Source organism: Paenibacillus sp. NPDC058367, assembly GCF_042723305.1.
GTDB lineage: Bacteria > Bacillota > Bacilli > Paenibacillales > Paenibacillaceae > Paenibacillus_AQ.
Genome location: NZ_JBHXIZ010000007.1, coordinates 117,947 through 139,679, shown reverse-complemented (window position 1 = coordinate 139,679; position 21,733 = coordinate 117,947). Strand labels below are relative to the sequence as shown.

Genomic DNA, 21,733 nt, shown 5'->3' with positions numbered 1-21,733 from the left:
GATGCAGCAAGTTAAAAAGTATATTTTGGAACAAGTAGCTGGACAAAATCTGTCACAAAAAGATGCTAAAAACCTCCTATTAGAAATACACAATTCGGATAACAAGCAAAATAGTGATGTTGCAGTTATTGGAATTGCCTGTAATTTCGCAGATACAGACTCTCCAGAGGCTTACTGGAATCACTTAGAGAACGGGGAGTCCTGCATGGTGGAATACCCGGAAGAACGCAGAAAATATTTTTCTCCTCTAAGTGATAACGCCCATTATGCGGAGTTCCTTGGCCAGAAGCTGATGTCAGAGGAAGAGAAAAAAGAATCACAGAGTGTTAAAGCTGGCTATATCAAGGATATTGAAATGTTCGATGCGGGATTCTTCAATATTCCTCCACGCGAAGCACGTTTTATGGACCCTGCACAGCGACTGTTCTTGCAAACTGCATGGAGTGCTGTTGAAGACGGAGGGTATGGCGGAGATCGCATTGTCGGCACCAATACTGGTGTCTATGTAGGAAGAGACTGCACCTCTGGAACGTTCTACCGCTTCTTGACGGAACCGGACCCTATGCATTTGACGGGGACATGGGAAGGCATACTGGCTAGCCGGATTAACTATTTGTTCAATCTGCGTGGACCGAGCATGGTGGTCGACACCGCCTGCTCTTCTGGTCTGGTGGCTATTCACACCGCCAGTCAAGCCTTGCGGAATCAGGAGTGCGATATGGCAATTGCCGGCGGAATTTCCGTGGGAACCTCTGCTCAAGGCAATACTGAAGACGGAAGTGATGACGTACTTAGTTCGGTGGCCTCCACGGATAACATCGTCAGAACCTTCGATAAGAAATCTACAGGTACAGTATTTGGTGAAGGTGTTGCAGCACTGCTGCTGAAGCCGCTACAAAAGGCACTTGCGGATGGAGATCATATATATGCCGTAATCAAAGGAAGTGCAGCTAATAATGATGGTGCTTCCAACGGAATTACTTCTCCTAATCCAATCGCACAGGAGGAAGTAATCACCAAAGCTTGGGAACAGGCTGGAATTAACCCTGAAACCATTGGCTACATTGAAGCACATGGCACGGGAACCTTGCTTGGAGATCCGATTGAGATCAAAGGTCTGAGCAATGCGTTCCGTAAGAAGACGACCAAAAGTCAATTCTGCGGGATCGGTTCAGCCAAGACGAACATGGGACATCTGGTTGGTGCATCTGGTGTTGCTGGTATTCTGAAGGTGATCTTAAGTCTTAAGAATAAAAAAATACCAGCCAGCCTCCATTTCGAGGAGCCGAATCCACACATTCCATTCACGGATTCCCCACTGTACGTTGTAGATCGACTCACAACTTGGGATAAGGGGGAACATCCTCGCAGAGGTGGTGTGAGCGGGTTCGGATTTAGCGGTACGAACTGCCATATCGTGCTGGAGGAGGCACCGGAAAGAATTGAATCGAGCAAGGAAGCAGCAGATGAGCAGCAAATGCTGACGTTATCCGGTAAAAGCAAAGAAGCGTTGGTGCGTATTGTCGATCGCTACAATAAATACTTAGCAGGTTCACCATCGGCCAGTCTAGCCCAAATCTGCTACACCTCTAATACTGGCCGCGGGCATTTCGATTACAGATTGTCTGTTGTTGCCCGAAACGTAGAGGAGCTTCGCAGCAAAATAGCCTGGGTACACCGCGAAGGCTTAGAATCAATCCAAGATCAGCCGGATATCTATTTTGGCAAACATAAGGTGGTCTCTGATAAGAAGAAGCTGAAGGATGAAGGTGAAATTTCCGAAAGCGAGAGACGGATTCTTACGGAGAAAGGGAAGCAAGTTACCCTATTTCTAACGAAAATCCATACGGAGCCTGAGATGGTTAATCCCTACCACCAGCTAGGAAAGCTCTACGTAGAAGGAGCTATGATCGACTGGTCTATCTTGTATCAAGGTCAGGCGATACAGAAGGTGAGTCTACCAGTATACCCTTTTGAACGCACTCCGTATTGGGGAGAGATTAAGGTCAGTAAGTTGAAGGCAGCAGCGGAACCTGTGAAAGAGGGGAATTATCCTTTGATTGACCGCTGTATTCTCAAGTCCTACAAGCAGGAGATTTATTCGGTCTCTCTAAACACAGAAAAGCACTGGGTGCTGAAGGACCACATGCTATTTGGTACCTGCATCGTACCAGGCACCGCTTACGTGGAAATTGCCAGAGAAATTGGAAAAAGATATTATCCGAACGGCGGTCTGGAATTGAAGGATATCATCTTCCTTTCCCCAGTTTCGGTAAGAGAAGAAGAGAATAAAGAAGTACAGTTTATCGTGCAGAGGGAACGGGATCATCTCCACCTGATCGTAGCGAGTGAAGCGAAGCAGGAGGAAGAAGCTGCTGGAACGTGGACCGCCCATATGGAGGTAGATATTTATCCGATGTCTGATGTCCAAGATGTATTTTATCCTCTGGAGCAATTACAAAATCAGAGCGGACGCCGTGAGTTGATTGTCGATAATGATGCATTAACGAACAAGAGTGGCAGAGTTACCTTCGGTCCAAGATGGCTGAATGTAGTGCAAGTCTACTTAGGAGAAAAGGATGTTGTTGCCGAGCTTAACATTCCTGAAGCCTTCATTTCGGATTTGGAGCAGTATGGATTACATCCCGGCATGCTCGACAATGCCGTTAATGCTGCTACACAAAGCTTCGGTGAGGGTATGTATCTTCCTCTCTCCTATAAGAACTTCAAGTTTTATAGATCAATGCCTGAACGCTTCTATACACATATCCGCAAAATTGAGAAAGAGTCCAAGAACAAAGAAACGATCAAATTTAATATTTCTTTGACAGATATGGACGGCAAAGTATTCGCAGAAATCGAAGAGTACACGATTAAGCGAATTCAAGTGAAACAATTTAAAGAATCGAACCAGCTTCATCATTACTACAAAACATCATGGGTAGCTGCTCCGATCATGGAAGAAGCTCCAGCTTTCGCTTCCGGAGAAAAGATTCTCATTCTTAAACAAGATTCAGAATTTACGCGGTCACTAATGGCAGAATTGCATAATAAGGGCATGAGCATCGTTGAATCGCAGTGGGGAGAGGCTTATGAGCAGATCGATGACAACCATATCATCATTGATGGTACGGAGTCTGGATATCGCCGGATGTTCGAAGATCTGGCTGGCAGTGGAATTCATAAAATCATTCATACCTTGTCATTAGCTGGAGAACAACAAATCAATGAACTCTTTGAACTGAAGCAAGCCGTGAAGCAAGGGGTAGACAGCCTTTACCATTTGAGCCGAGCGTATGTTCAGAGCAAAGTAAAACAGGAATTTGAACTTATCATTCTTACAGATAATGCTCATGAAGTGAATGGGGAAGAACGTGTTATTCATTCGCATAATGCTGCATTGCTAGGGTTATCGAAGGTAGTGGCTCAGGAGTTCCCGGAACTTTCCTGCCGCAGTATCGAAATAGACCCGAACACTTCGGTTGAACGTGTTATTGCTGAGATTGGAACCACAGCTCCAAGCTTTCGGGTAGCTTATCGTGAGAACGAGCGATATACCGAGCAATTGGGCCATGTGGATTGGGATCAAGTCAAGTCGGAGCCGGTGGAGATTACGGCTGATGGTGTCTATGTGATCACTGGAGGTACTGGTGGAATCGGGTTGGCACTGGCACGCCATTTGGCCTCCAAACAGCCGGTTCGTTTAGGCTTAATTAACCGGTCACAGCTGCCAGATAAAGCAGACTGGGCAACTATTATCGAACAAGGCGAACAACAGACCCTTGTCGACAAATTATTGAAGATCCAAGAAATTGAGAAGCTGGGATCCGAAGTGTTGTGCTTCAGTGCTGATCTTAGTAACGAAGATGAGGTAACGGAAGCTTTAAGTACCTTGCGTCATAAGTTCGGAAGAATCAACGGAGTATTCCATGGGGCAGGTGTAGCTGGTGACGGATTCCTAATTCGCAAAGAGAAGGGAAACTTTGATGAAGTTATTCATCCAAAGCTGTATGGAACGTGGCTGCTGGATCATTTGACAAGGGAAGATCAATTGGATTTCTTCATCAGCTTCTCTTCCATCGCTACCTTGTTCGGTTCAAGAGGCCAAGGCGATTACACAGCAGCCAACAGCTATCTGGATGCATTCTCCTCCCAGCGCCGCAAGGTGGCAGGCAAAACAGCCACAGTAAACTGGCCAGCTTGGAGTGAGGTCGGAATGGCAGTGGACTACAACATTTCTGAGGATGTAGTGCTCTTCCGCTCCGTGAATAATGAGCGAGCTTTTGAAGTGATCAGCCAGCTCCTAGAAACGGATCTATCCAATGTGATCCCTGGTGAAATCAATCTTACGCTACTCTCAGCGATCGAGCCGCAATTACCGATGAGTCTGTCTCTCTCTTTACGTAAAATGCTCAGCAAACATCAGCAGCATGCGGGGGCGGCAGGGGGTTCCGCAACACCACAACCGCTTGGTGAAATCACCTTTAGTGGGAAGGGTGAAGATGAATACACGGAGACTGAACGCACCATTGCCAATATCTATGCCCGCGGTTTAAACATGCCTGTGATCGACATCTATGAGAGCTTCAACGCGATGGGTGGTGACTCAATTATGGCCACCGAGCTGTTAAAGTACATCGATCGTGAATACCCAGATCTCGTTGATATTTCTGATATGTTTACCTATTCGAATGTAGCTGAGATGGCGGAATATATCGATACCAAACGAGGGGTAATCCAACCATCTTCTGCGACTGAGAATAAGGATGCTAAAGAAGAAGAATATCTGGATCAATTACTTGGACAGTTTGAGACCGGAGATGCGGATATGGCTAGTGTCCTTGAGTTTATCGCCGCAGATTTGGAGTAAGGAGGGGGAGCATGAGTGAGGCGGAGGTAATCAATCGCAAAATCCTGGAGCTTCTTCAAAAAGGTGAACTCGATAGAGGTACAGCCTTAACTATGCTGAAAAAGATGGCCCCAGTTAACCGTGACATTGCGATTATCGGTCTGGCTTGTAAACTGCCGGGTGCTGACCATCCACAGCAATTCTGGAGCAACATGGAGAAGGGTATCTCCTCGGTTATTCCTTTCCCGGAAGGCAGAAAGCAGGACATGGATGTCTTCCTACCGGAGCATCTGCGTGGCAGTGATCCTTATTTCAGCGGTGGATATTTAGAGAATCTGGATCAATTTGATGCTGAATTCTTTCGGATTCCTTCGAAGAAAGCAGAAAGTATAGATCCCTATCAAAGACTCTTTCTAGAAACAGCCTATGAAGCGCTCGAAGAGGGGGGATATGGGGGAACAAAGCTCCATGGCAGTAAGACTGGTGTATATGTTGGTAATGATCATACCCATCGCATGTTGTTTTCTTACTTGGATGTTCAAAGAACGAGGGATGCAGATACGCTCTTAGGCTCATGGACAGGAATTCTGGCCAGTCGGATCTCGAATTACTTGAATCTTAACGGTCCTAGTCTAGTTGTGGATACCGGTTGTTCTTCCGGCATGGCAGCCGTACATACGGCCTGCCAAGCCATTCGGAATAAAGAATGCACTATGGCCATTACGGGTGGTATTAATCTCTTTCTGTATCCTATCGTTCAGAACAGCATGCTTGAGACTAGCAAAGATACTACGCGAGTCTTTGACCGCAGTCCTGGAGGGGTAACCTGGGGAGAAGGAGTAGTAGTTCTCTTATTGAAGCCCCTGCAGAAGGCCGTACAGGATAGAGATCACATTCATGCCATCATAAAGGGCAGTGCTCTCAGTAATAATGGAAGCACAAGTAAACTGGCGGAAATGAGCGCAGAGGGAATCCGAAATGCAATTACTGATGCTTGGGAAGATGCCAAGATAGATCCTGAAACGATTACCTATTTAGAGGCACACGGACTCGCGACAAAGCTTGGCGATTCGATAGAGCTTAGCGGAATCACTTCTGCTTTCAGAACACGGACAGATAAGAAACAGTTCTGTGCGATAGGCTCTACGAAAGGAAACATTGGTCATCTGGTTGCCGGTTCGGGTGTTGCCTCCTTGCTCAAGGTGATCGGTGCACTTAAGCACAAGACGCTACCTCCAAGTGGCGGCTTTCAAGAGCCAAATCCCTTTATCCCATTTGTTCAGTCTGCCGTTTATGTGAACGATCGAAAGGTAGCTTGGGAGGTTGAAGGCACTCCGAGAAGAGCGGGAATCAATTCTTATGGCTATAGCGGAACCAACTGTCATCTAATTGTGGAGGAAGCTTTCAGTGACAATAGCAGCAAAGAGGTTGCGGTCTCCAAAACAACTTCGCCAGAGAAGGAACAGCGTCTGAAAACGCATATCTTCACACTTTCAGCCACTAACGAGACTTCGCTGATCCGATTGGTGAACGCGTATATCTCCTGGATTGAGGATCACCCTTCAAGCGCTATAGGAGACTTATGCCATACAGCCAATACAGGGAGAGGTCAGCATGAGTACCGTTTGGCTATTCCAGTTACGAGCCTAGAGGAACTGCTTATCTGTCTTCAGGAGATCATCAGCAGTGGTATAAGGTATTTACGGGATAAGAGAATATACGCAGCAGGATCAACTGACACTGCGATCACCGAAAGCCAGAGGAGAAAACAGTCGGAGGCAGCAAACCTGCTTCTCCAAGCAGCATTGCAGGATAGAAAGGCACCCGTAGAACAGACGGAAATTGCGCGGGAGATCTGCCAATTATTCGTTAACGGAGCCGTACTGGACTGGAAGCTATGGTATAAGGATTCAAGCTGGAACAAGCTGAGTGTGCCGGTGTATCCCTTTAACCGTACTCGCCACTGGGCTCAATAATCAATTATCTAAGAGGAGTGAGAGTTAATGATATTGGAACTGAATGGCATCGTAAAACGCTACCAGAATAAAACGGCTGTAAATCAAGTAAGTCTGACGGTAAAAGAAGGCGAAATCTTCGGTCTGCTAGGCCCGAATGGTGCAGGGAAGACAACTTTGATTAGTACTATTTGTGGATTGAGTGATCCTGAGGAAGGCGAGATTCTTCTGTTTGGCAAAACGATGAAATCCGCAGGAACGGAAATCAAAAAGCAAATCGGTGTTGTTCCGCAGGATATTGCCGTAATCCAAGGGCTGACTGCCTACGAGAATGTAACGTTTTTCGGCAAGCTTTATGGATTGAAAGGAAAGCTTCTTAAGGAAAGGGTAGAAGAAGCATTAAATTTCACAGGATTATGGGACCGCAGAAAGGATAAGCCGGGCAAATATTCAGGAGGCATGCAGCGCCGATTAAATATTGCTTGTGCGATCGTACACCAGCCGAAGCTGATTATTATGGATGAACCCACGGTTGGCGTAGATCCCCAGTCCAGAAATCATATTCTCGAATCTATCTGCGAATTAAACCGGAGAGGCTCCACTATCATTTATACCTCCCATTACATGGAGGAGATTGAGGAGATTTGCAGCTCCATTGCCATTATGGATGAAGGTCGTTTAATCGCTTGCGGCACTAGTGAAGAACTGAAGGAACAAATCGCAAATGAGGAGAAGACCTTTATCGAAGTGGCTACGACGAGTCAAATGTTTGCAGACAGTCTGAAGAATGTAGAAGGCGTAACTGAGTGCTTGGTAGATGAGAACAGAATTACAGTCGTTTCGACAAAAGGCAGCAATAACTTGACCCGTATGATTGAACGATTAACCAGCGCACACGCTGAGATTATTACCATAGGTGTTGAGCGACCTAGCCTGGAAAGCGTCTTTCTTACTCTAACCGGAAGGACCCTTCGGGATTAGGAGGTACCTTATGAACATTTTATATATCGCGTATTACACGATCATCACGAACGTTAGGGATTACCGGACGTTTGTCAAAAGATTGTTTATGCCGCTGCTGATCACACTAATTCTAGGAACCGCGCTGCAAGGGGTTTTTGAGCCAACTAAGCTGGAGAAGACCTCCGTCGTATACTACAACGCGGATGCAGGGGATGTCTCCCGTAATTTCGATGAGTTTCTTAAGCTCGAAGCGATCACCACATTGCTTAACGTCAAAGAGGTGAAGAGTGAAGAGGAAGGGATGACGAGCGTAAAAGATGGCGATGCTTCCGCATTCATCTATCTGAATCAGGATTACTCGAAGGCGATTATGGATAAGAAAAAGAGCGCTATCTCTATCTATAGCAATAACGTGAAGAACAGCCGGGTAACGATTGTACAGAACATTGTCGACAGCTTTATCATCGGTGCTAATACTACAGAGGCACTTGCTAAGCTGGATTCCAAAATGAATTATGATGCCAAGTCTGGAGGGATAGAAGAGGTTCCCGTTTCTGTTGGTGGTAAGACACCGGGATCTATGGACTATTATGCAGTAACCATGCTCATGCTTACCCTGATGGCAGGGGCATTATACGGTAGTGATGAGATGTCACAGGACTTCACAGGCGCGCTTGGACGTAGGCTTCGCAGTTCGCCGATGAGACCTATGCAGCATTTTGTGGGTAAGATCATCGGTTGTGTCACCCTATTGTTCGTGCAGGCTATGATCGTCTACTTCTTTACTAAAGTAGCATTTGATGCGAACTGGGGAGCAAATCCAGGAATGATTATGCTGGTGGTGCTGACACTGGCCGTGCTTTCAACTGCCTTGGGAGTTATGATCAGCATGTTGTCTAAGGATCAGGCACGCTCTACATCTATTCTAAATATGCTGGTGCCGATCATGACTTTTATTGGTGGAGGATATGTCAAGCTAGACCTTGAGCAGCTCATGTATTTATCGCCTAATTATTTAGGGCAGACGATTATTTTCAATAATATTTATGGAGGTACAGTAGGTTCGGCCTCATGCTTTATTGCCTTATGGACCATTATTGCGGTAATCTTTATCATTTCCGGATGGGGAGCTAGGAGGAAGTTAGCATGATTATATTCCAAAATAATCTCAAGCGGTTGTTCAAGAAGAAGGGTAAGCTTATCACCATGTTGGTTATACCTATTGTGTTCACAATGATTATTATCGGAGGTTCCGTACAGCAGAGTAAATATAAGGTTGGTATTGCCGACGAGGATAAGACGCCTTACACTCAAATGATTCAAGACAAATTATCGAAGGACAGTCGGTTGATTGTACTGAAGAAAGAGGATATACAGGATCAATTAATTAATAACAAGATTGATTACGCGATTCAAATCGATCAAGGGCTCACGGAAAAATTGATTCAAGGGCAGGACGCCAAGATTAAGACCTTTAGTGTGGAGGAATCCGATGCAACGCTCCCCATCAAAATGGATATTCAAAGTTTTACTAATGCTGCTGCAAATATAGGGAAATCCTCTGGAGGGAGCAGCGAGAGCTTTTATGAGGGATTAAAGCTCTATCAGAACGGAAGCTTCACTTCCGAACTAAAGGTCATCGAAGACAAGGGGCGGGACCTCAGTCAATCGTTGCGAGCCTTGGGATTTCTGGTCATGAGCATGGTATTCTTGATTACAACTTCTACAACGATGATTATCGAAGATAAGACCTCGGGTGTATACAAGCGTCTCTTGTATTCACCCATGAAACAGAAGAGCTACATGCTTCAGAATATTCTGAGTTTCTTGGGCTTATCGGTCTTCCAGATTCTTATTGTGTTTTATGTCATGATTAAGGGCTTCAAGCTTGATATGGGAACGCATCTCGTAACACTAATCCTTTTCTTTATGTTATTCTCGCTAGTATGCATCTCCATGGGTGTACTAGTCAGCAGCTTCTCGTCAACAACCAGGCAGGCCAATGCGTTAATCGGTTTGATTAATGTTCCTATTTGTATGCTGGGTGGATGCTTCTGGCCAAGAGAAATGATGCCTTCTGTACTGAAAGGAATCAGTGAGTTTGTTCCGACGACCTGGATCCTTATCGCAGCGGAGAAAATTCTGAACGGCAAAGGTTTCTCTTCCCTTTATCTGGAGACGGGGGTATTGCTATTGTTCTTCCTATTGCTCTTCTTGTTAAGCAGTATTCGTAAGCCGAGAATCGTATAAATAAGCTAATCGAATATGCTGGAAAAGGGCCGTGCTCTAATGTGAATGATGTTCACTTTAGAGCACGGCCTTAATCTATTTTTTCTCTATGAATCTATCTTAATGTATAATTCTATCATATTTTGTATATAATGCATGTGTTGCTTATTCAAAATATAATAGACAAGGGTAGGTGAGGAGATTGATCTCGGATAAGAAACAATCCCTGATATTTATTGCCATTGTATGGGCCATGGCGCTTGGCATGCTGCTGCTCCCGGATTCATTACAAGGCATATACGGGTATACTCCGTTTTTTGCGGTGTGTATCATGATGTTTCTCGTTGTAAGGGATGGATACAGTTCGGCAGGCTGGAGAAGGCTGGGCTTTAAATTTAGAGGAGGACAAGAGTACATATTGGCTTTGCTCATTCCCTTATTTTCACTGGGAGCGGGCTATACAGTTTATTGGAGTGGATGGAAATCAGGCTTGATTTCTCCCAATTCATGGATCGAGACGGGTGTTTACTTGGCTGTGTATATTGTGCTTGGTTCGCTGTCCGCCTTGGGAGAAGAAATAGGCTGGCGAGGCTGGCTCCTCCCGCGTTTTCAGTGGATGGGCAGAGTGAGCTCAAGTATAACAATGGGCTTCATTTGGGCATTATGGCATTACCCGGCAATTCTTGGCCCTCGTGCTTATCATTCTTCAGGGAACCGTTATATTGTAGTAGGCTTGTTCACCCTATCTGTTGTTTTTGCAGGAATCGTTATAAATGAATTACGCCTGACCTCAGGCAGTATCTGGCCGGCTGTACTTTTACATGGAACTAATAATGCTGTAGACAGCGTGTTTCGTAATATTTCATCTACTTCGTCACCAATGCTGGAATATATTGCGGGGGAGAGTGGGATAGTCCCCGTTATCATATACGGCGCTACGGCCATCTGGATACTTAATCACAACCGAAGAAAGAAGCGGCAAGCAGCTACATCCGATCTGATGATTTAACGAGCTTTGGATAAACGTAAAAGAATGGCGGGAGATTGCAATAAGGTTTTCGGTGTGAAGCAGCTACTTCTATCATATGATAACGGTATAACACTGCTCATTGAAAAGGAAGTGAGTGTATGCCTAGTTTATCGGATGAGGAGGAGCTGGGTGAGTACCAAGGAGATCTGGAGGATCTATCTACCCGGGAATTATTAGTAGGCACCCGCATGAAGATGGTTTACTCGCTAGTATTACAAATGCTGGGGAAATCACTATTTATGAATCGTCAGAATAATAGTCTCCCACAGGACTACTTGGAGGCTCATCCATCTAAGAAGGATGAGTTGAACGTCAGAGAACCCTAAGCCACAGTAAGCGTCATATTTTTCCTAGTCTTCATTATAGGAAAGGTGGCGCTTTTTTTAATATAAGCATTCTTATACTGTGCACTATTATCTTCATGTCGTTTCTTGTATTTTGAACTATAAGGAATAATATGGGTTAGGGTATATTATTTTCAAAATAATTGTTTTAAAATGGTAAAGTGGTTATTTTCTCAAGGGTGAGGGATCGAATGGAACAACTGAGGGAGAATGTTGAGGCTGAACTACGGGAATTACTCAAAAAATACTTTTTAGTAGGATACCTACATGAGACAGCTGTAGCTTTTCTGGAAGTGAAGTTGAAAGAAACCTTATTGTTCAGCAAGTTATGTGTCATTCACTACCGGATGTTTGCTGGTGAACAGACAGATATTTATCGTGCAGCCGCATCCATTGAGTTAATGATACTCGGACTGGACATTATTGATGATTTGCAGGATCAGGATCAACCCTCCACCATATGGTGCCAGACGCCACCTGAGATCTCCTTAAACATAGCGATAGGCTTCCTTACGCTGGCACATCAAGGTTTACTCGATTGTGACTTTCCGCAGGACAGGCTAATGAAGGCATCCGAAATTATGAATCGGCAGATGCTTACGGCCATCAATGGTCAGACCCTAGACCTTATGAATGAATCCAAGAACGAAGAAGAATACATAAGCATAATTGAACAAAAGTCTTCGGCACTGCTTATTTCTGCCTGTATGATAGGCGTTATTCTCGCTTGCGGGGATTGGAACGAAAAGGTAGCGGTTTATATCAATGAAGTGGGCATTGCTGCTCAAATGAAGAATGATCTCCGTGATTTGCTAAACTGGGAAGAGAAAAATGACTTTTTGCATCGCAAGAGAACAGTGCCTACCTTATATTTACTGAAAATGGCTGCTAATGAGGAACAGGATTGGTTGATTGATTATTTTAACGGTAAAGGCACAACAGAAGGGATATTAAGTCGTAGGCAGGAGATCGAGCAGATATGTAATGATTCTGGTACGTTGTTGTATTCGTCCGCTCGGATGCGTACACATTATTACAAATTTCTAGAACTCGTGGATCAGATGGAACTGGAAGCCCATTGGAAAGAGCTTTTACTTCTTCAGTTAAAATAATTACACAAGCTTCCTCACCGAGACCGCAAGTCCACGCAAGTGTAACCGCAATTAAAAACTGCGGTAAATATCAATCACATTGTCGTTTTACATCCCTATTTCTATTGATATATTGAGAGCAAGAAGAAAAAAGGGAGGAATTAACAATGTTGAAAGAATGGATCCAAGTTTTGTTAGAAGAGCCAATGAAGGTTAATGAGCTTCTGTCGGGAAAACTGCAACTTGCTGGTATGCCAGCTGCTGAGCAGCTAGCTTTAAAGGATACATTTCTTCGTAAGAATAGTAAGAGTGATGAATTCATAACGGATGCCTGGTTCTAAAACATTAAGATCAATTCGGGGGACCTCAAATGTCAGCTAAAATTCGTAATTACATCATAGCGGGATTGATTTGTTTGTTTTCTTTTCTTTTGATTCACTCTGTACAAGTAATATACTCTAATGTACTGCTCGGAGTGGGAATAGAGAAGAATACAGAGGGACAATATGTTATCTCTGAAATCAGCGCGTCTGAGGAAGGCTATAAACAGAATTTACGATTAGGAGATATCATAGTTCAGGTCAATGGTGTAGACGTCGAACTAGCGGATAAAGTGGTGCGGTATAATGTCCTGGCGCAGGTCCAATCAGTGGATATTATCCGCACCTCAAACGAAGGAAACTCCATTCATATGCATGTCAATATAAAGAATGAGTATTCACTTTATCACAAGTTTACACAGCTTGTAGTCCCTGGAGTAACGTTACTTTTTCTAATGATATTAAGTCTCTTTTTGTATCGCAAAAGGGCAGGAGAACGTTCGGCTGAATTGTTAATTTTATTTTTTTTGATGGTGAGCGTAACTTACTTTGCGGGTTATGCCTCAAGCAGATCAGATCTCATCGGTAGGATCACTTTAAGTTGTATGCTGCCTTTAATTCCGGTGGTGTTTATCCACTTTCTCCAAGTTTATCTGAAGCGGTTTAATATCCAATTTATATCTACTTTTCTACTCAAGGTATACTATGGATTAGTCATTCTTCTAAGTATACTTACAACCTTTAGTTTAGTCATATATTCGTGGGATAGATCTTTATATTCCTTTATGCGTCTGTTTGTTATCGGGTTCTTTGTGGTTGGCATCCTATACAGCATATTTAAGCTGTTATCTCTATATATCAATAATCGGAAATCAGCATTTAAATCTATGTTCAAAATTATGCTTACCGGACACGTTCTTGCGTTTACACCGTTTGTTCTCTTCTCTGCTGTACCCATTGTTTTTGGGGTTAGCTTGATTCCTTTCGAGGTCACCACGATCTTCTTATTTTTGATGCCGGTTACCTATTTTTATCTGCTAACTGCTAAACAACTATTTGATATTGATTTTGCTTTTAATCGCTTTAAATATTATCTGTTAATTGCCTTTCTTCCAGCACTAATGATTGTAGCTGTACTTGCGATCATACAGAGTAGGCAAGAATATGATTGGATCAAATGGGTTCAGATGTTCTTGGTGGTTTATTTATCGATTACGGCCTTCTTATTTTTCAAGGAGAAAATAGATTATTATTTCCGACCTAGGCTTTTTCGTGAACTTTATCATTATCAAGGCAGTCTGGAGAGATTCTCCAAGCAAATTTCCAAAGTGATGAAGCGATCTGATTTGGAGGCTGCACTTTACAAGGAAATCAATGAGATTCTACCGGTTAATCGGTCGGCTTTTTTTGAGATAGATGAGGATTTGAGTAATCTCGCACAAATCGTGGACAATTCGGAACAAGAGATCAATATACAATTTGTTTCGATATCTCCAGTTCTTAAAGTAGGCGAAGTAGTCCAGCTTCAGCAGGGGATAGCACTCGTAATCGGCCGTCACAAAAAGAAATTCCACCTTTTATGGATTGATCATAAGAAGAATCACACCAAGTTTAATACAGATGAACTAAATTGGTTAAATACCATTGCAAACTATGCAAGCATTGTCTATGAGAATTTATATCTGATAGAAGGTCTGATTGAAGACCTTGAAGCTGAAATGAAAAAAGATCAACATGCGGCACCATGGGTTCTTCGTCTGATCTTTAACCTATCTGAGAATGAACGAAGAAAGCTGGCGGCGGATTTACATGATTCTGCGCTTCAGGATCAACTCATTTGGCTTCGTAGACTTGAAACGCTAATCTCGGATCATGTTATTCCCAATGAAATCCTACCTGAGTTGCTTCAAATTAAAGAAGGTTTATTAGATGTTATCCATCAAATTCGTGAGACCTGCAATGAGCTACGCCCGCCACTACTAAGAGAGACTGGAATCGTCAAGGCACTAGAAATTTTGTTTGAATATGCTCAGTTACAGTCCAATTATATTATTACCTTTAAATCAAGCCCAATAGGGGCGCTAAGCGAAGATCTAGTGATTGCCCTTTATCGAATTGTACAGGAACTTCTGAGAAATGCCGGAAAGCACGCCAAAGCGAATCAGATTGAGATTGAGCTTGACCAGCAAGAGCAACTCTATTTCCGTTACAAGGATGATGGAGTAGGCATGAATATCTTAGATATTAAAGAATCTTTTCAGCATATGGGTCTGTCCGGAATTAAAGAGCGTGTAGCAAGCTTAGAAGGAGAGTGCCTGTTTAACTCGGAGAAGGGTAAAGGGCTGGAGGTCATTATTTATTTACCGACAACAGCTTTTGCGGAAGGAAAGAACAGAGGAGGCGATGACGATGATACGTATCTTGTTGGTTGATGATCATCCTTCAGTAGGAGAAGGGACTAAAAATATGATTGAGCAGGATGCTGATATGGAGGTTACCTTTGTTTTGTCAGCAATAGAAGCTTTCGATATGCTGGAGAAGCAAGAATTTGACGTGATCTTATGCGATCTTAACATGCCTACGATCAGCGGACTGGAATTCACCAAAAGAGCTGTTCAGCTTGATCCTGAATCAAAAGTGGTGATTTATACCGGATATGAAATCAGTGCACATTATAACCTGTTGATGGAGTCAGGGGTTACAGGATTTATCTCTAAGACTGCATCCAGAGAACAATTATTAAATACGATACGCTGCGCTCTGAGGAATGAGGCTGTCATACCGGTTTCTTTACTCAAACAGCTTCGAAGAAATGATATTAAAATATCGGGCAATCGTGATAATCAGTTAATTGAAGAAGTGTCCATTAATCAAAGGGAACAGGAAATACTCCAGGAAGTAGCCAGTGGAAAAAGCAATAAGGACATAGCCAGCAAGCTCTTAATGTCACAAAGAACTGTGGAGTATAACCTGACGAGAATCTTTGAGAAGCTGAGTGTACATTCCAGATCCGAAGCAATTGTAGAGGGAAAGCGGCTCGGACTTGTTAGATCGGAGCAATTTTGATTTTTGTGTGTCATTACCTGTAATCAAAGCTTCAGAGCCATTCAGATAAGCCTATTTACATTTCCAAAACATGAAGGAGAGCACTCATTATGATAGACATGGACAAAATATATTTGATCACAGATATCCCCGGTTATTCGCCGCAAATTAGTCGCCTTTTATCCATGATGAATTATGCAAGACATACCACATTAGCGGCAGTTAAAGACTTAAGTGTAGAGCAGCTTGACTATTTATTGGATTCGGAGAGCAACTCTATAGGAGCATTATTATTACATTACGCTGCTGTAGAGTATGCGTATCAAGTTGCGACATTTGAGGGAAGAGACTTATCCGAAGAAGAGTTAGCGACATGGGGGCCGGCACTGAACTTAGGGGATGAAGGCAGGGCGATGATTAAAGGACATGATCTTAGCTATTATTTAGACCGTTTAAATGAAGTAAGGGAAAAAACATATGAATGGTTCGCAACCGTCGATGATGACTGGTTATATACAGAAGAGGAATTCTGGCATAACAAACAGGCGAATTACTACTTCATGTGGTTTCATGTATTCGAAGATGAAATTAATCACAGAGGCCAAATTAGATTGATACGAAAAAGAGCGCTAGCTTAAAGAAAGAAGGAGCATGATTGCTGTTCATGCAGAATCATATTACGCGGGACAAGACAACCTCAGTTATTGAAGGTTGTTTTTTTATATGCAAATCATGAAAGTTTCCAGTTCATTATCAGTTCACATAAATTTGTTAGGATAGGCAACATCAAAGGAAGAGATAAAGAGCGTGACCCAGGAGAGGAAGAGATCGGAATGAACATATTAGAGGTTAAGAATGTTAAAAAATCGTATACTTTGTATGGTAAGGAAAAGGTTCCAGTACTACATGATGTGAATTTAAGCTTTGAGACAGGTGAATTTGTCTCCATCCTCGGTGAGTCTGGTTGCGGTAAGTCCACACTAATGAATATCATTGGTGGAATGGACTCTGATTATGAGGGCGATGTCCTTGTTCGCGGGAAGAATCTAAGCAAGATGACCGAAAAGGAAATGGATGATTATCGCAAGAACAACATCGGCTTCGTATTTCAAAACTTCAATCTGATTCCACACTTATCAGTCTTGGAAAATGTTACGGTTGCGATGCAGATGACGAATACAAGCGAGAAGGAACGTAATAAGCGTGCTATAGAGATTTTGACGGAGGTAGGATTAAAGGATCATCTGAAAAAACGTCCGAATCAACTGTCCGGTGGACAGAAGCAACGGGTATCCATCGCACGCGCATTGTCGAACAATCCAGATATTATACTGGCAGATGAACCTACGGGTGCGCTGGATAAGGATACAGGTGATCAAATCTTAGTTTTGTTGGACAGCATAGCGAAAAGAGGAATCTTGGTCATTACCGTGACCCACTCGCAGAAAGTAGCTGATTACGGTAGCCGTATCGTTAAGCTTGAAGAGGGATTGGTGAAAGACGATATTCATTTGAAGGAACGTTCCATGGCTACCTACGATGGGGGAGATGGTTCGGCCAGAAATCTCAGCTTAATGGCTTCTTTCAAAATGGCCCTTCAAAATATGAAGCTTAATGCCAAACGTAATGTATTGGTAGCTTTGGGTGGATCAATAGGTATTTTAAGTGTACTCTTGATGCTTTCCTTAGGAAATGGGATCACTAGCTATATTAATAATGAAATTAATTCAAGTATGGACCCTTTGCTGGTAGATATCACTAAGCCAAATCCAGAAGCCAAAGACATGAAGGGCCCAGAAGCGATGATGTTACCCGGCGTTACGTTTACAAAGGCCGATGTTGAGACGATTCGTAACCTTCCAAATGTAGATCATGTAGAGACCATAACAACCATTACAGGCAAATCTACCACGGTTTTTGGGGAACAAACGAGTAGTCTTACACAATTAACCACCTTAAACGATACATTTGATAAAGCGACGATTAAAGCAGGGGCTTTACCGAAAGAAAATGAAGTATTATTACCAACGAAAATAGCGAGTCAATTAAGTGGAAATGACCAACCGAATGCTATGGTAGGGAAGTCTATTCATCTGTATATTAATGAAATGGATGCTCAACATAAACCGATAACATTGGAAAAAGAAATCACGGTCTCTGGTGTTTATGAAGCCACTGATCCAAGAGCGCAAATGTCACCAACAGGATATATTCCAACACAGACACTGGAGCAAATGTATACTGATAAAGGGATTACCATTGGCCCGATTCAGGTTAATGCTTTTGCAACGGATATGAAATATGTGAATGATATTAATAAAGCAGCTGTTGATGCGGGCTTCTCGGGCTCCCAAACGGCAAAAATCATGGAGCGTATCACGACTTATGTGGATATGGCTACGATCGTTCTATCTGGTATTGCAGGGATTTCGCTCATCGTATCAGGGATTATGATATTGGTTGTACTTTACATTAGTGTAGTGGAACGGACGAAAGAAATTGGGATCCTTCGTGCGATTGGAGCAAGAAAGAAAGATATCAAGCGAATATTCTTTTCCGAATCCGCATTATTGGGTATATTTAGTGGTGTCTTCGCAATAATCTTTGCAGCTATCATTAGCTTTGGTTTAAATATACTTTTGGAAAATGCTTTTGGCGTAAAGCTTATTAACTTATCTGGATCTTATATCGTATTCGGATTAGTTGTAAGTACAGGGATTAGTATTGTCGCTGGTTTGATGCCTTCATCGAAGGCTGCCAAGCTCGATCCAATGGAATCTCTGCGATACGAATAAATACAATGTTGGAAAGGAAATTGATGTATGAGCACAATTCTAGTGGTTGATGATGATTCCCATATCCGCAAATTAATACGATTATATCTTGAAAAAGATCAGTTTTCCGTAGTGGAAGCGGAAGATGGTCAAATAGCATTAGACATTCTAGCTCATACAAAAATAGATTTAGCGATTGTGGATGTGATGATGCCTCATATCGATGGTATTGAACTGACAGAAGATATTCGATCTTATATTGATATGCCGATCCTAATGGTTACAGCCAAAGGAGAGTCTAAGGATAAAGTCAGAGGATTTAATGCGGGGTCAGACGATTATTTAGTAAAGCCGTTTGATCCCATTGAATTGGTACTGCGTGTGAAATCTTTATTAAAGAGATATCATGTAACCCCTTCGAATGTTATTCAATTAGGGGGAGTAACGATTGATCTAGGGAATTTAACAGTCGCTAATGCCGATCAAATGGTTGAATTGAAAAAGAAGGAATGTGAATTGCTATTTGCTTTGGCGGGTTCGCCAAGGCAAATATTCACCCGCACTCAGCTAATAGAGAATATATGGGGAATGGATTATGAAGGCGATGAGCGGACGGTTGATGTGCATATCAAACGCTTGAGAGAACGTCTTGAACCCATCCCTCAGTTCATCATTTCTACAGTAAGAGGACTTGGTTATCGTCTGGAGCTAGCCTAGATGGTGAGAAAAAGCCTACGTCTTCGAATCGTCGTTACGTTCATTGGTATTGTTTTAGTCAGTTTAATTATTTCCTTTTTTCTTTTTATGCAGTTTTCAGAAAAAAATAATACCCCAAACCATATGTTTATTAATATTGCTAAAGATATAGCAAAGGTGACAAATCTAATAGATGATCCGGAAAAAGTAAACGCATTTGCAGATCTGCTTAATCGATTTGGTATAGATATAGCGGTTGTTAATGAGCCAAGTGAATCTGTTTTTTCTGTAGACAAGGAGAAAGTTGCTATCTTATTCAATTCCAACACAACCGATGCGGTCTTTCTATCGGGTAGGGGTGGACTTGCTATCGTAGGGGTTCCTAAGATAGATGATGGAAAAGGTGCTTTCATTATTAAGATTGATTTTTCATCGACTGTAAGAGGCTTGAGAATTACGCTTCTGTTTACACTATTAGCTGTACTAGTCATCGGAAGCTTGCTTATCTTGTTCATGTCTAGGTATATTGTGAAGCCTATTAAGAAGCTAACTGTTGCAGCGAAGGAAATGGCGTCAGGCAATTTATCTGTCCGATTGACTTATCGTAATAAAGATGAATTTGGTGAACTGATGGAGAGCTTTAATCGTATGGCAAGTGAGCTGCAGAAAATGGACTCAGTTCGTGATGATTTTGTCAGCAATGTTTCTCATGAAATGCAGTCACCACTTACATCGATTAGAGGATTTACAAGAGCGCTGCAAGACGGTGTCATTCCATTAGAAGAGCAAAAAGAGCATCTGGATATTATCTATGAGGAAACCTTACGCCTATCTAGGCTTAGTGATAATCTGCTCCGATTAGCCTCACTCGATTCGGAGCACCATCCGGTTAATCCCACCACATTCCAATTAGACGAACAATTAAGAAGAACGATCGTATTAGCGGAACCACAGTGGGCACGGAAAGATATTATGATTGAATTGGATTTATTGCCTTGCGAGATCACGGTGGATAAAGATTTATTTGATCAGGTCTGGCAGAACTTAATAAATAATGCTATAAAATATACGGGGCAAGACGGTACCATTCATGTTGAAATTGAGATGAACGCGCAATTTGTGAAGGTATATATCAAAGATTCTGGTAAAGGCATTCCTGAGGAAGCACTTCCGCTTATCTTTGATCGATTTTATATGGTGGAGAAAGCGCGTAGCAGCGCTCTTAAAGGGAATGGACTTGGACTTTCCATTGTGATGAAGATTCTAAAAATACATGATTGTAATATTGATGTGGAGAGTAAAGTTGGAGAAGGAACCCAGTTTGTTGTAACGATTCCTAGAACCTAAACCACATGAATAGTTAATATGCTAAAGCTAAAGGTAAACTTTGAGGGGGATGATGATGAAAGATCTAAATCCTATCTATTTACGCGAATTGAAGCATACGGACTGGAAAGATGTTCATTCGTATTGTTCACAGGATCATGTGTGCCGTTTTCAAGCCTGGGGTCCAAATACTGCTGATCAAACTCGTTCATTTGTGAGCCAGGCACTAGATGACTCTCAAAAAGTTCCCAGAACTCGGTTCGCGCAAGCCATAGTTGCAGTAGGAACTGAAAATTTGATCGGCATGGTTGAATTAAATATTAGAAGCCATACGGACAGAAGCGGTGAAATCGGCTATATTGTCCATCCTGATGTCTGGGGACAGGGAGTCGCTACAGCAGCAGCCGGACTAATGTTGAAGCTTGGTTTTGAAGAACTGCATCTACATCGAATATACGCGACCTGTGACCCTCGAAATAGTGGATCATCCAAGGTGCTCACCAAGATTGGCATGACCTATGAAGGCAGATTAAGAGATGCTTTACTCATAAAAGATGGCTGGCGAGATTCTTTAGTGTTTAGTGTATTGGAGCAAGAATGGGATAAGGAAGTGCGCTAAAATAAAGTCTTGCTTCTAAATGTCTAGTTCATTACAATATAAGTATTCGCTTATATAAGTGTTGGAAGGAGGAGAAGTAGGGATGCAGTCACTGACGGATATTGCAGATGATTTGAAGCTCTTAGGAGATAAGACGCGACTGGCCATGCTTTCACTTTTGAAAGAACGGGAATGGTGCGTGTGTGAATTTCTTGATATTTTTGATATATCCCAGCCGGCGATTAGTCAGCATTTACGGAAATTGAAGAATCGAGGGATCGTGAAAGAAAGCAAACGAGGGCAGTGGGTGCATTATTCATTAAATGTCGAGGATAAACCACATCTTAAGGCTGTTCTTCAACAAATGCCCAGCTCAGCCGCGATATTGGCTAGTTTGAATAAAGAAGTTAAAGCACCGTGCTGCGACTAAAATATAGTTGTAGTTTTTTAAAGTGTATATAACTATATAGTTATATGGTGATATAGGATTTATTAGGATTTATTCGTAGATTA

General features: G+C 42.6%; 17 protein-coding genes. All 17 read left to right on the top strand.

The features are described 5' to 3' along the window. Window position 1: 1 nt before the first annotated feature. Window positions 2-4,870 carry a type I polyketide synthase gene (locus ACFWMP_RS27580; protein ID WP_379425414.1) on the top strand — a complete coding sequence of 1,623 codons (4,869 nt, stop codon included), beginning with the start codon at window positions 2-4 and terminating at the stop codon, window positions 4,868-4,870. An 11-nt stretch (window positions 4,871-4,881) separates the two neighbouring features. Further along, complete coding sequence (locus ACFWMP_RS27575; RefSeq protein WP_379425412.1) at window positions 4,882-6,825, top strand: beta-ketoacyl synthase N-terminal-like domain-containing protein; 1,944 nt, start codon at window positions 4,882-4,884, stop codon at window positions 6,823-6,825. Window positions 6,826-6,852: 27 nt separating this feature from the next. Next, window positions 6,853-7,785 carry an ABC transporter ATP-binding protein gene (locus ACFWMP_RS27570; RefSeq protein WP_379425410.1) on the top strand — a complete coding sequence of 311 codons (933 nt, stop codon included), beginning with the start codon at window positions 6,853-6,855 and terminating at the stop codon, window positions 7,783-7,785. Between the two features lie 10 nt (window positions 7,786-7,795). Beyond that, window positions 7,796-8,917, top strand: coding sequence for an ABC transporter permease (locus ACFWMP_RS27565; RefSeq protein WP_379425408.1), 1,122 nt, complete (start codon window positions 7,796-7,798; stop codon window positions 8,915-8,917). Then, window positions 8,914-10,017, top strand: coding sequence for an ABC transporter permease (locus ACFWMP_RS27560; protein ID WP_042191988.1), 1,104 nt, complete (start codon window positions 8,914-8,916; stop codon window positions 10,015-10,017). The genes ACFWMP_RS27565 and ACFWMP_RS27560 overlap by 4 nt, the downstream gene beginning before the upstream one ends. A gap of 181 nt (window positions 10,018-10,198) precedes the next feature. After that, entirely contained in the window at window positions 10,199-11,005 is an 807-nt protein-coding gene (locus ACFWMP_RS27555; RefSeq protein WP_379425405.1) for a CPBP family glutamic-type intramembrane protease, read from the top strand. A gap of 119 nt (window positions 11,006-11,124) precedes the next feature. Next, window positions 11,125-11,352 (top strand): hypothetical protein, encoded by a 228-nt coding sequence (locus tag ACFWMP_RS27550; protein ID WP_042191987.1) that lies wholly within the window; start codon window positions 11,125-11,127, stop codon window positions 11,350-11,352. Between the two features lie 209 nt (window positions 11,353-11,561). Then, window positions 11,562-12,482, top strand: a complete 921-nt coding sequence (locus tag ACFWMP_RS27545) for a polyprenyl synthetase family protein (protein WP_042191985.1) — start codon at window positions 11,562-11,564, stop codon at window positions 12,480-12,482. 146 nt (window positions 12,483-12,628) lie between these two features. After that, window positions 12,629-12,802, top strand: a complete 174-nt coding sequence (comX, locus tag ACFWMP_RS27540; protein ID WP_156113188.1) for a competence pheromone ComX — start codon at window positions 12,629-12,631, stop codon at window positions 12,800-12,802. Between the two features lie 29 nt (window positions 12,803-12,831). Then, on the top strand, window positions 12,832-15,213 hold the full coding sequence (locus tag ACFWMP_RS27535; RefSeq protein WP_052404428.1) for an ATP-binding protein: 2,382 nt from the start codon (window positions 12,832-12,834) through the stop codon (window positions 15,211-15,213). Next, a complete protein-coding gene (locus tag ACFWMP_RS27530; protein ID WP_042191982.1) occupies window positions 15,191-15,847 on the top strand; it encodes a response regulator transcription factor in 657 nt (218 codons plus the stop codon). Before ACFWMP_RS27535 ends, ACFWMP_RS27530 begins: the two co-directional genes overlap by 23 nt. An 89-nt stretch (window positions 15,848-15,936) precedes the next feature. Further along, window positions 15,937-16,464, top strand: a complete 528-nt coding sequence (locus ACFWMP_RS27525; protein WP_149644850.1) for a DinB family protein — start codon at window positions 15,937-15,939, stop codon at window positions 16,462-16,464. A gap of 195 nt (window positions 16,465-16,659) precedes the next feature. Next, window positions 16,660-18,621 carry an ABC transporter ATP-binding protein/permease gene (locus ACFWMP_RS27520; RefSeq protein WP_339243541.1) on the top strand — a complete coding sequence of 654 codons (1,962 nt, stop codon included), beginning with the start codon at window positions 16,660-16,662 and terminating at the stop codon, window positions 18,619-18,621. A gap of 27 nt (window positions 18,622-18,648) precedes the next feature. Continuing rightward, window positions 18,649-19,317, top strand: coding sequence for a response regulator transcription factor (locus ACFWMP_RS27515; protein ID WP_042191977.1), 669 nt, complete (start codon window positions 18,649-18,651; stop codon window positions 19,315-19,317). Beyond that, a complete protein-coding gene (locus tag ACFWMP_RS27510; RefSeq protein ID WP_379425400.1) occupies window positions 19,318-20,643 on the top strand; it encodes a sensor histidine kinase in 1,326 nt (441 codons plus the stop codon). A gap of 49 nt (window positions 20,644-20,692) precedes the next feature. Then, window positions 20,693-21,241 carry a GNAT family N-acetyltransferase gene (locus ACFWMP_RS27505; RefSeq protein ID WP_339243537.1) on the top strand — a complete coding sequence of 183 codons (549 nt, stop codon included), beginning with the start codon at window positions 20,693-20,695 and terminating at the stop codon, window positions 21,239-21,241. A gap of 82 nt (window positions 21,242-21,323) precedes the next feature. Beyond that, the gene (locus ACFWMP_RS27500) at window positions 21,324-21,650 is read left to right on the top strand and encodes an ArsR/SmtB family transcription factor (RefSeq protein WP_042191975.1); all 327 of its coding nucleotides are present in this window, start codon (window positions 21,324-21,326) and stop codon (window positions 21,648-21,650) included. The last annotated feature ends 83 nt before the right edge of the window (window positions 21,651-21,733 follow it).

Bases quoted from the DNA above. Each gene is read 5' to 3' on its own strand.
- ACFWMP_RS27510 (WP_379425400.1), top strand. From the start codon at position 19,318: ATGGTGAGAAAAAGCCTACGTCTTCGAATCGTCGTTACGTTCATTGGT.
- ACFWMP_RS27580 (WP_379425414.1), top strand. From the start codon at position 2: ATGCAGCAAGTTAAAAAGTATATTTTGGAACAAGTAGCTGGACAAAAT.
- ACFWMP_RS27520 (WP_339243541.1), top strand. From the start codon at position 16,660: ATGAACATATTAGAGGTTAAGAATGTTAAAAAATCGTATACTTTGTAT.
- ACFWMP_RS27570 (WP_379425410.1), top strand. From the start codon at position 6,853: ATGATATTGGAACTGAATGGCATCGTAAAACGCTACCAGAATAAAACG.
- ACFWMP_RS27535 (WP_052404428.1), top strand. From the start codon at position 12,832: ATGTCAGCTAAAATTCGTAATTACATCATAGCGGGATTGATTTGTTTG.
- ACFWMP_RS27550 (WP_042191987.1), top strand. From the start codon at position 11,125: ATGCCTAGTTTATCGGATGAGGAGGAGCTGGGTGAGTACCAAGGAGAT.
- ACFWMP_RS27525 (WP_149644850.1), top strand. From the start codon at position 15,937: ATGATAGACATGGACAAAATATATTTGATCACAGATATCCCCGGTTAT.
- ACFWMP_RS27565 (WP_379425408.1), top strand. From the start codon at position 7,796: ATGAACATTTTATATATCGCGTATTACACGATCATCACGAACGTTAGG.
- ACFWMP_RS27515 (WP_042191977.1), top strand. From the start codon at position 18,649: ATGAGCACAATTCTAGTGGTTGATGATGATTCCCATATCCGCAAATTA.
- ACFWMP_RS27545 (WP_042191985.1), top strand. From the start codon at position 11,562: ATGGAACAACTGAGGGAGAATGTTGAGGCTGAACTACGGGAATTACTC.
- comX (WP_156113188.1), top strand. From the start codon at position 12,629: ATGTTGAAAGAATGGATCCAAGTTTTGTTAGAAGAGCCAATGAAGGTT.
- ACFWMP_RS27560 (WP_042191988.1), top strand. From the start codon at position 8,914: ATGATTATATTCCAAAATAATCTCAAGCGGTTGTTCAAGAAGAAGGGT.
- ACFWMP_RS27500 (WP_042191975.1), top strand. From the start codon at position 21,324: ATGCAGTCACTGACGGATATTGCAGATGATTTGAAGCTCTTAGGAGAT.
- ACFWMP_RS27505 (WP_339243537.1), top strand. From the start codon at position 20,693: ATGATGATGAAAGATCTAAATCCTATCTATTTACGCGAATTGAAGCAT.
- ACFWMP_RS27575 (WP_379425412.1), top strand. From the start codon at position 4,882: ATGAGTGAGGCGGAGGTAATCAATCGCAAAATCCTGGAGCTTCTTCAA.
- ACFWMP_RS27530 (WP_042191982.1), top strand. From the start codon at position 15,191: ATGATACGTATCTTGTTGGTTGATGATCATCCTTCAGTAGGAGAAGGG.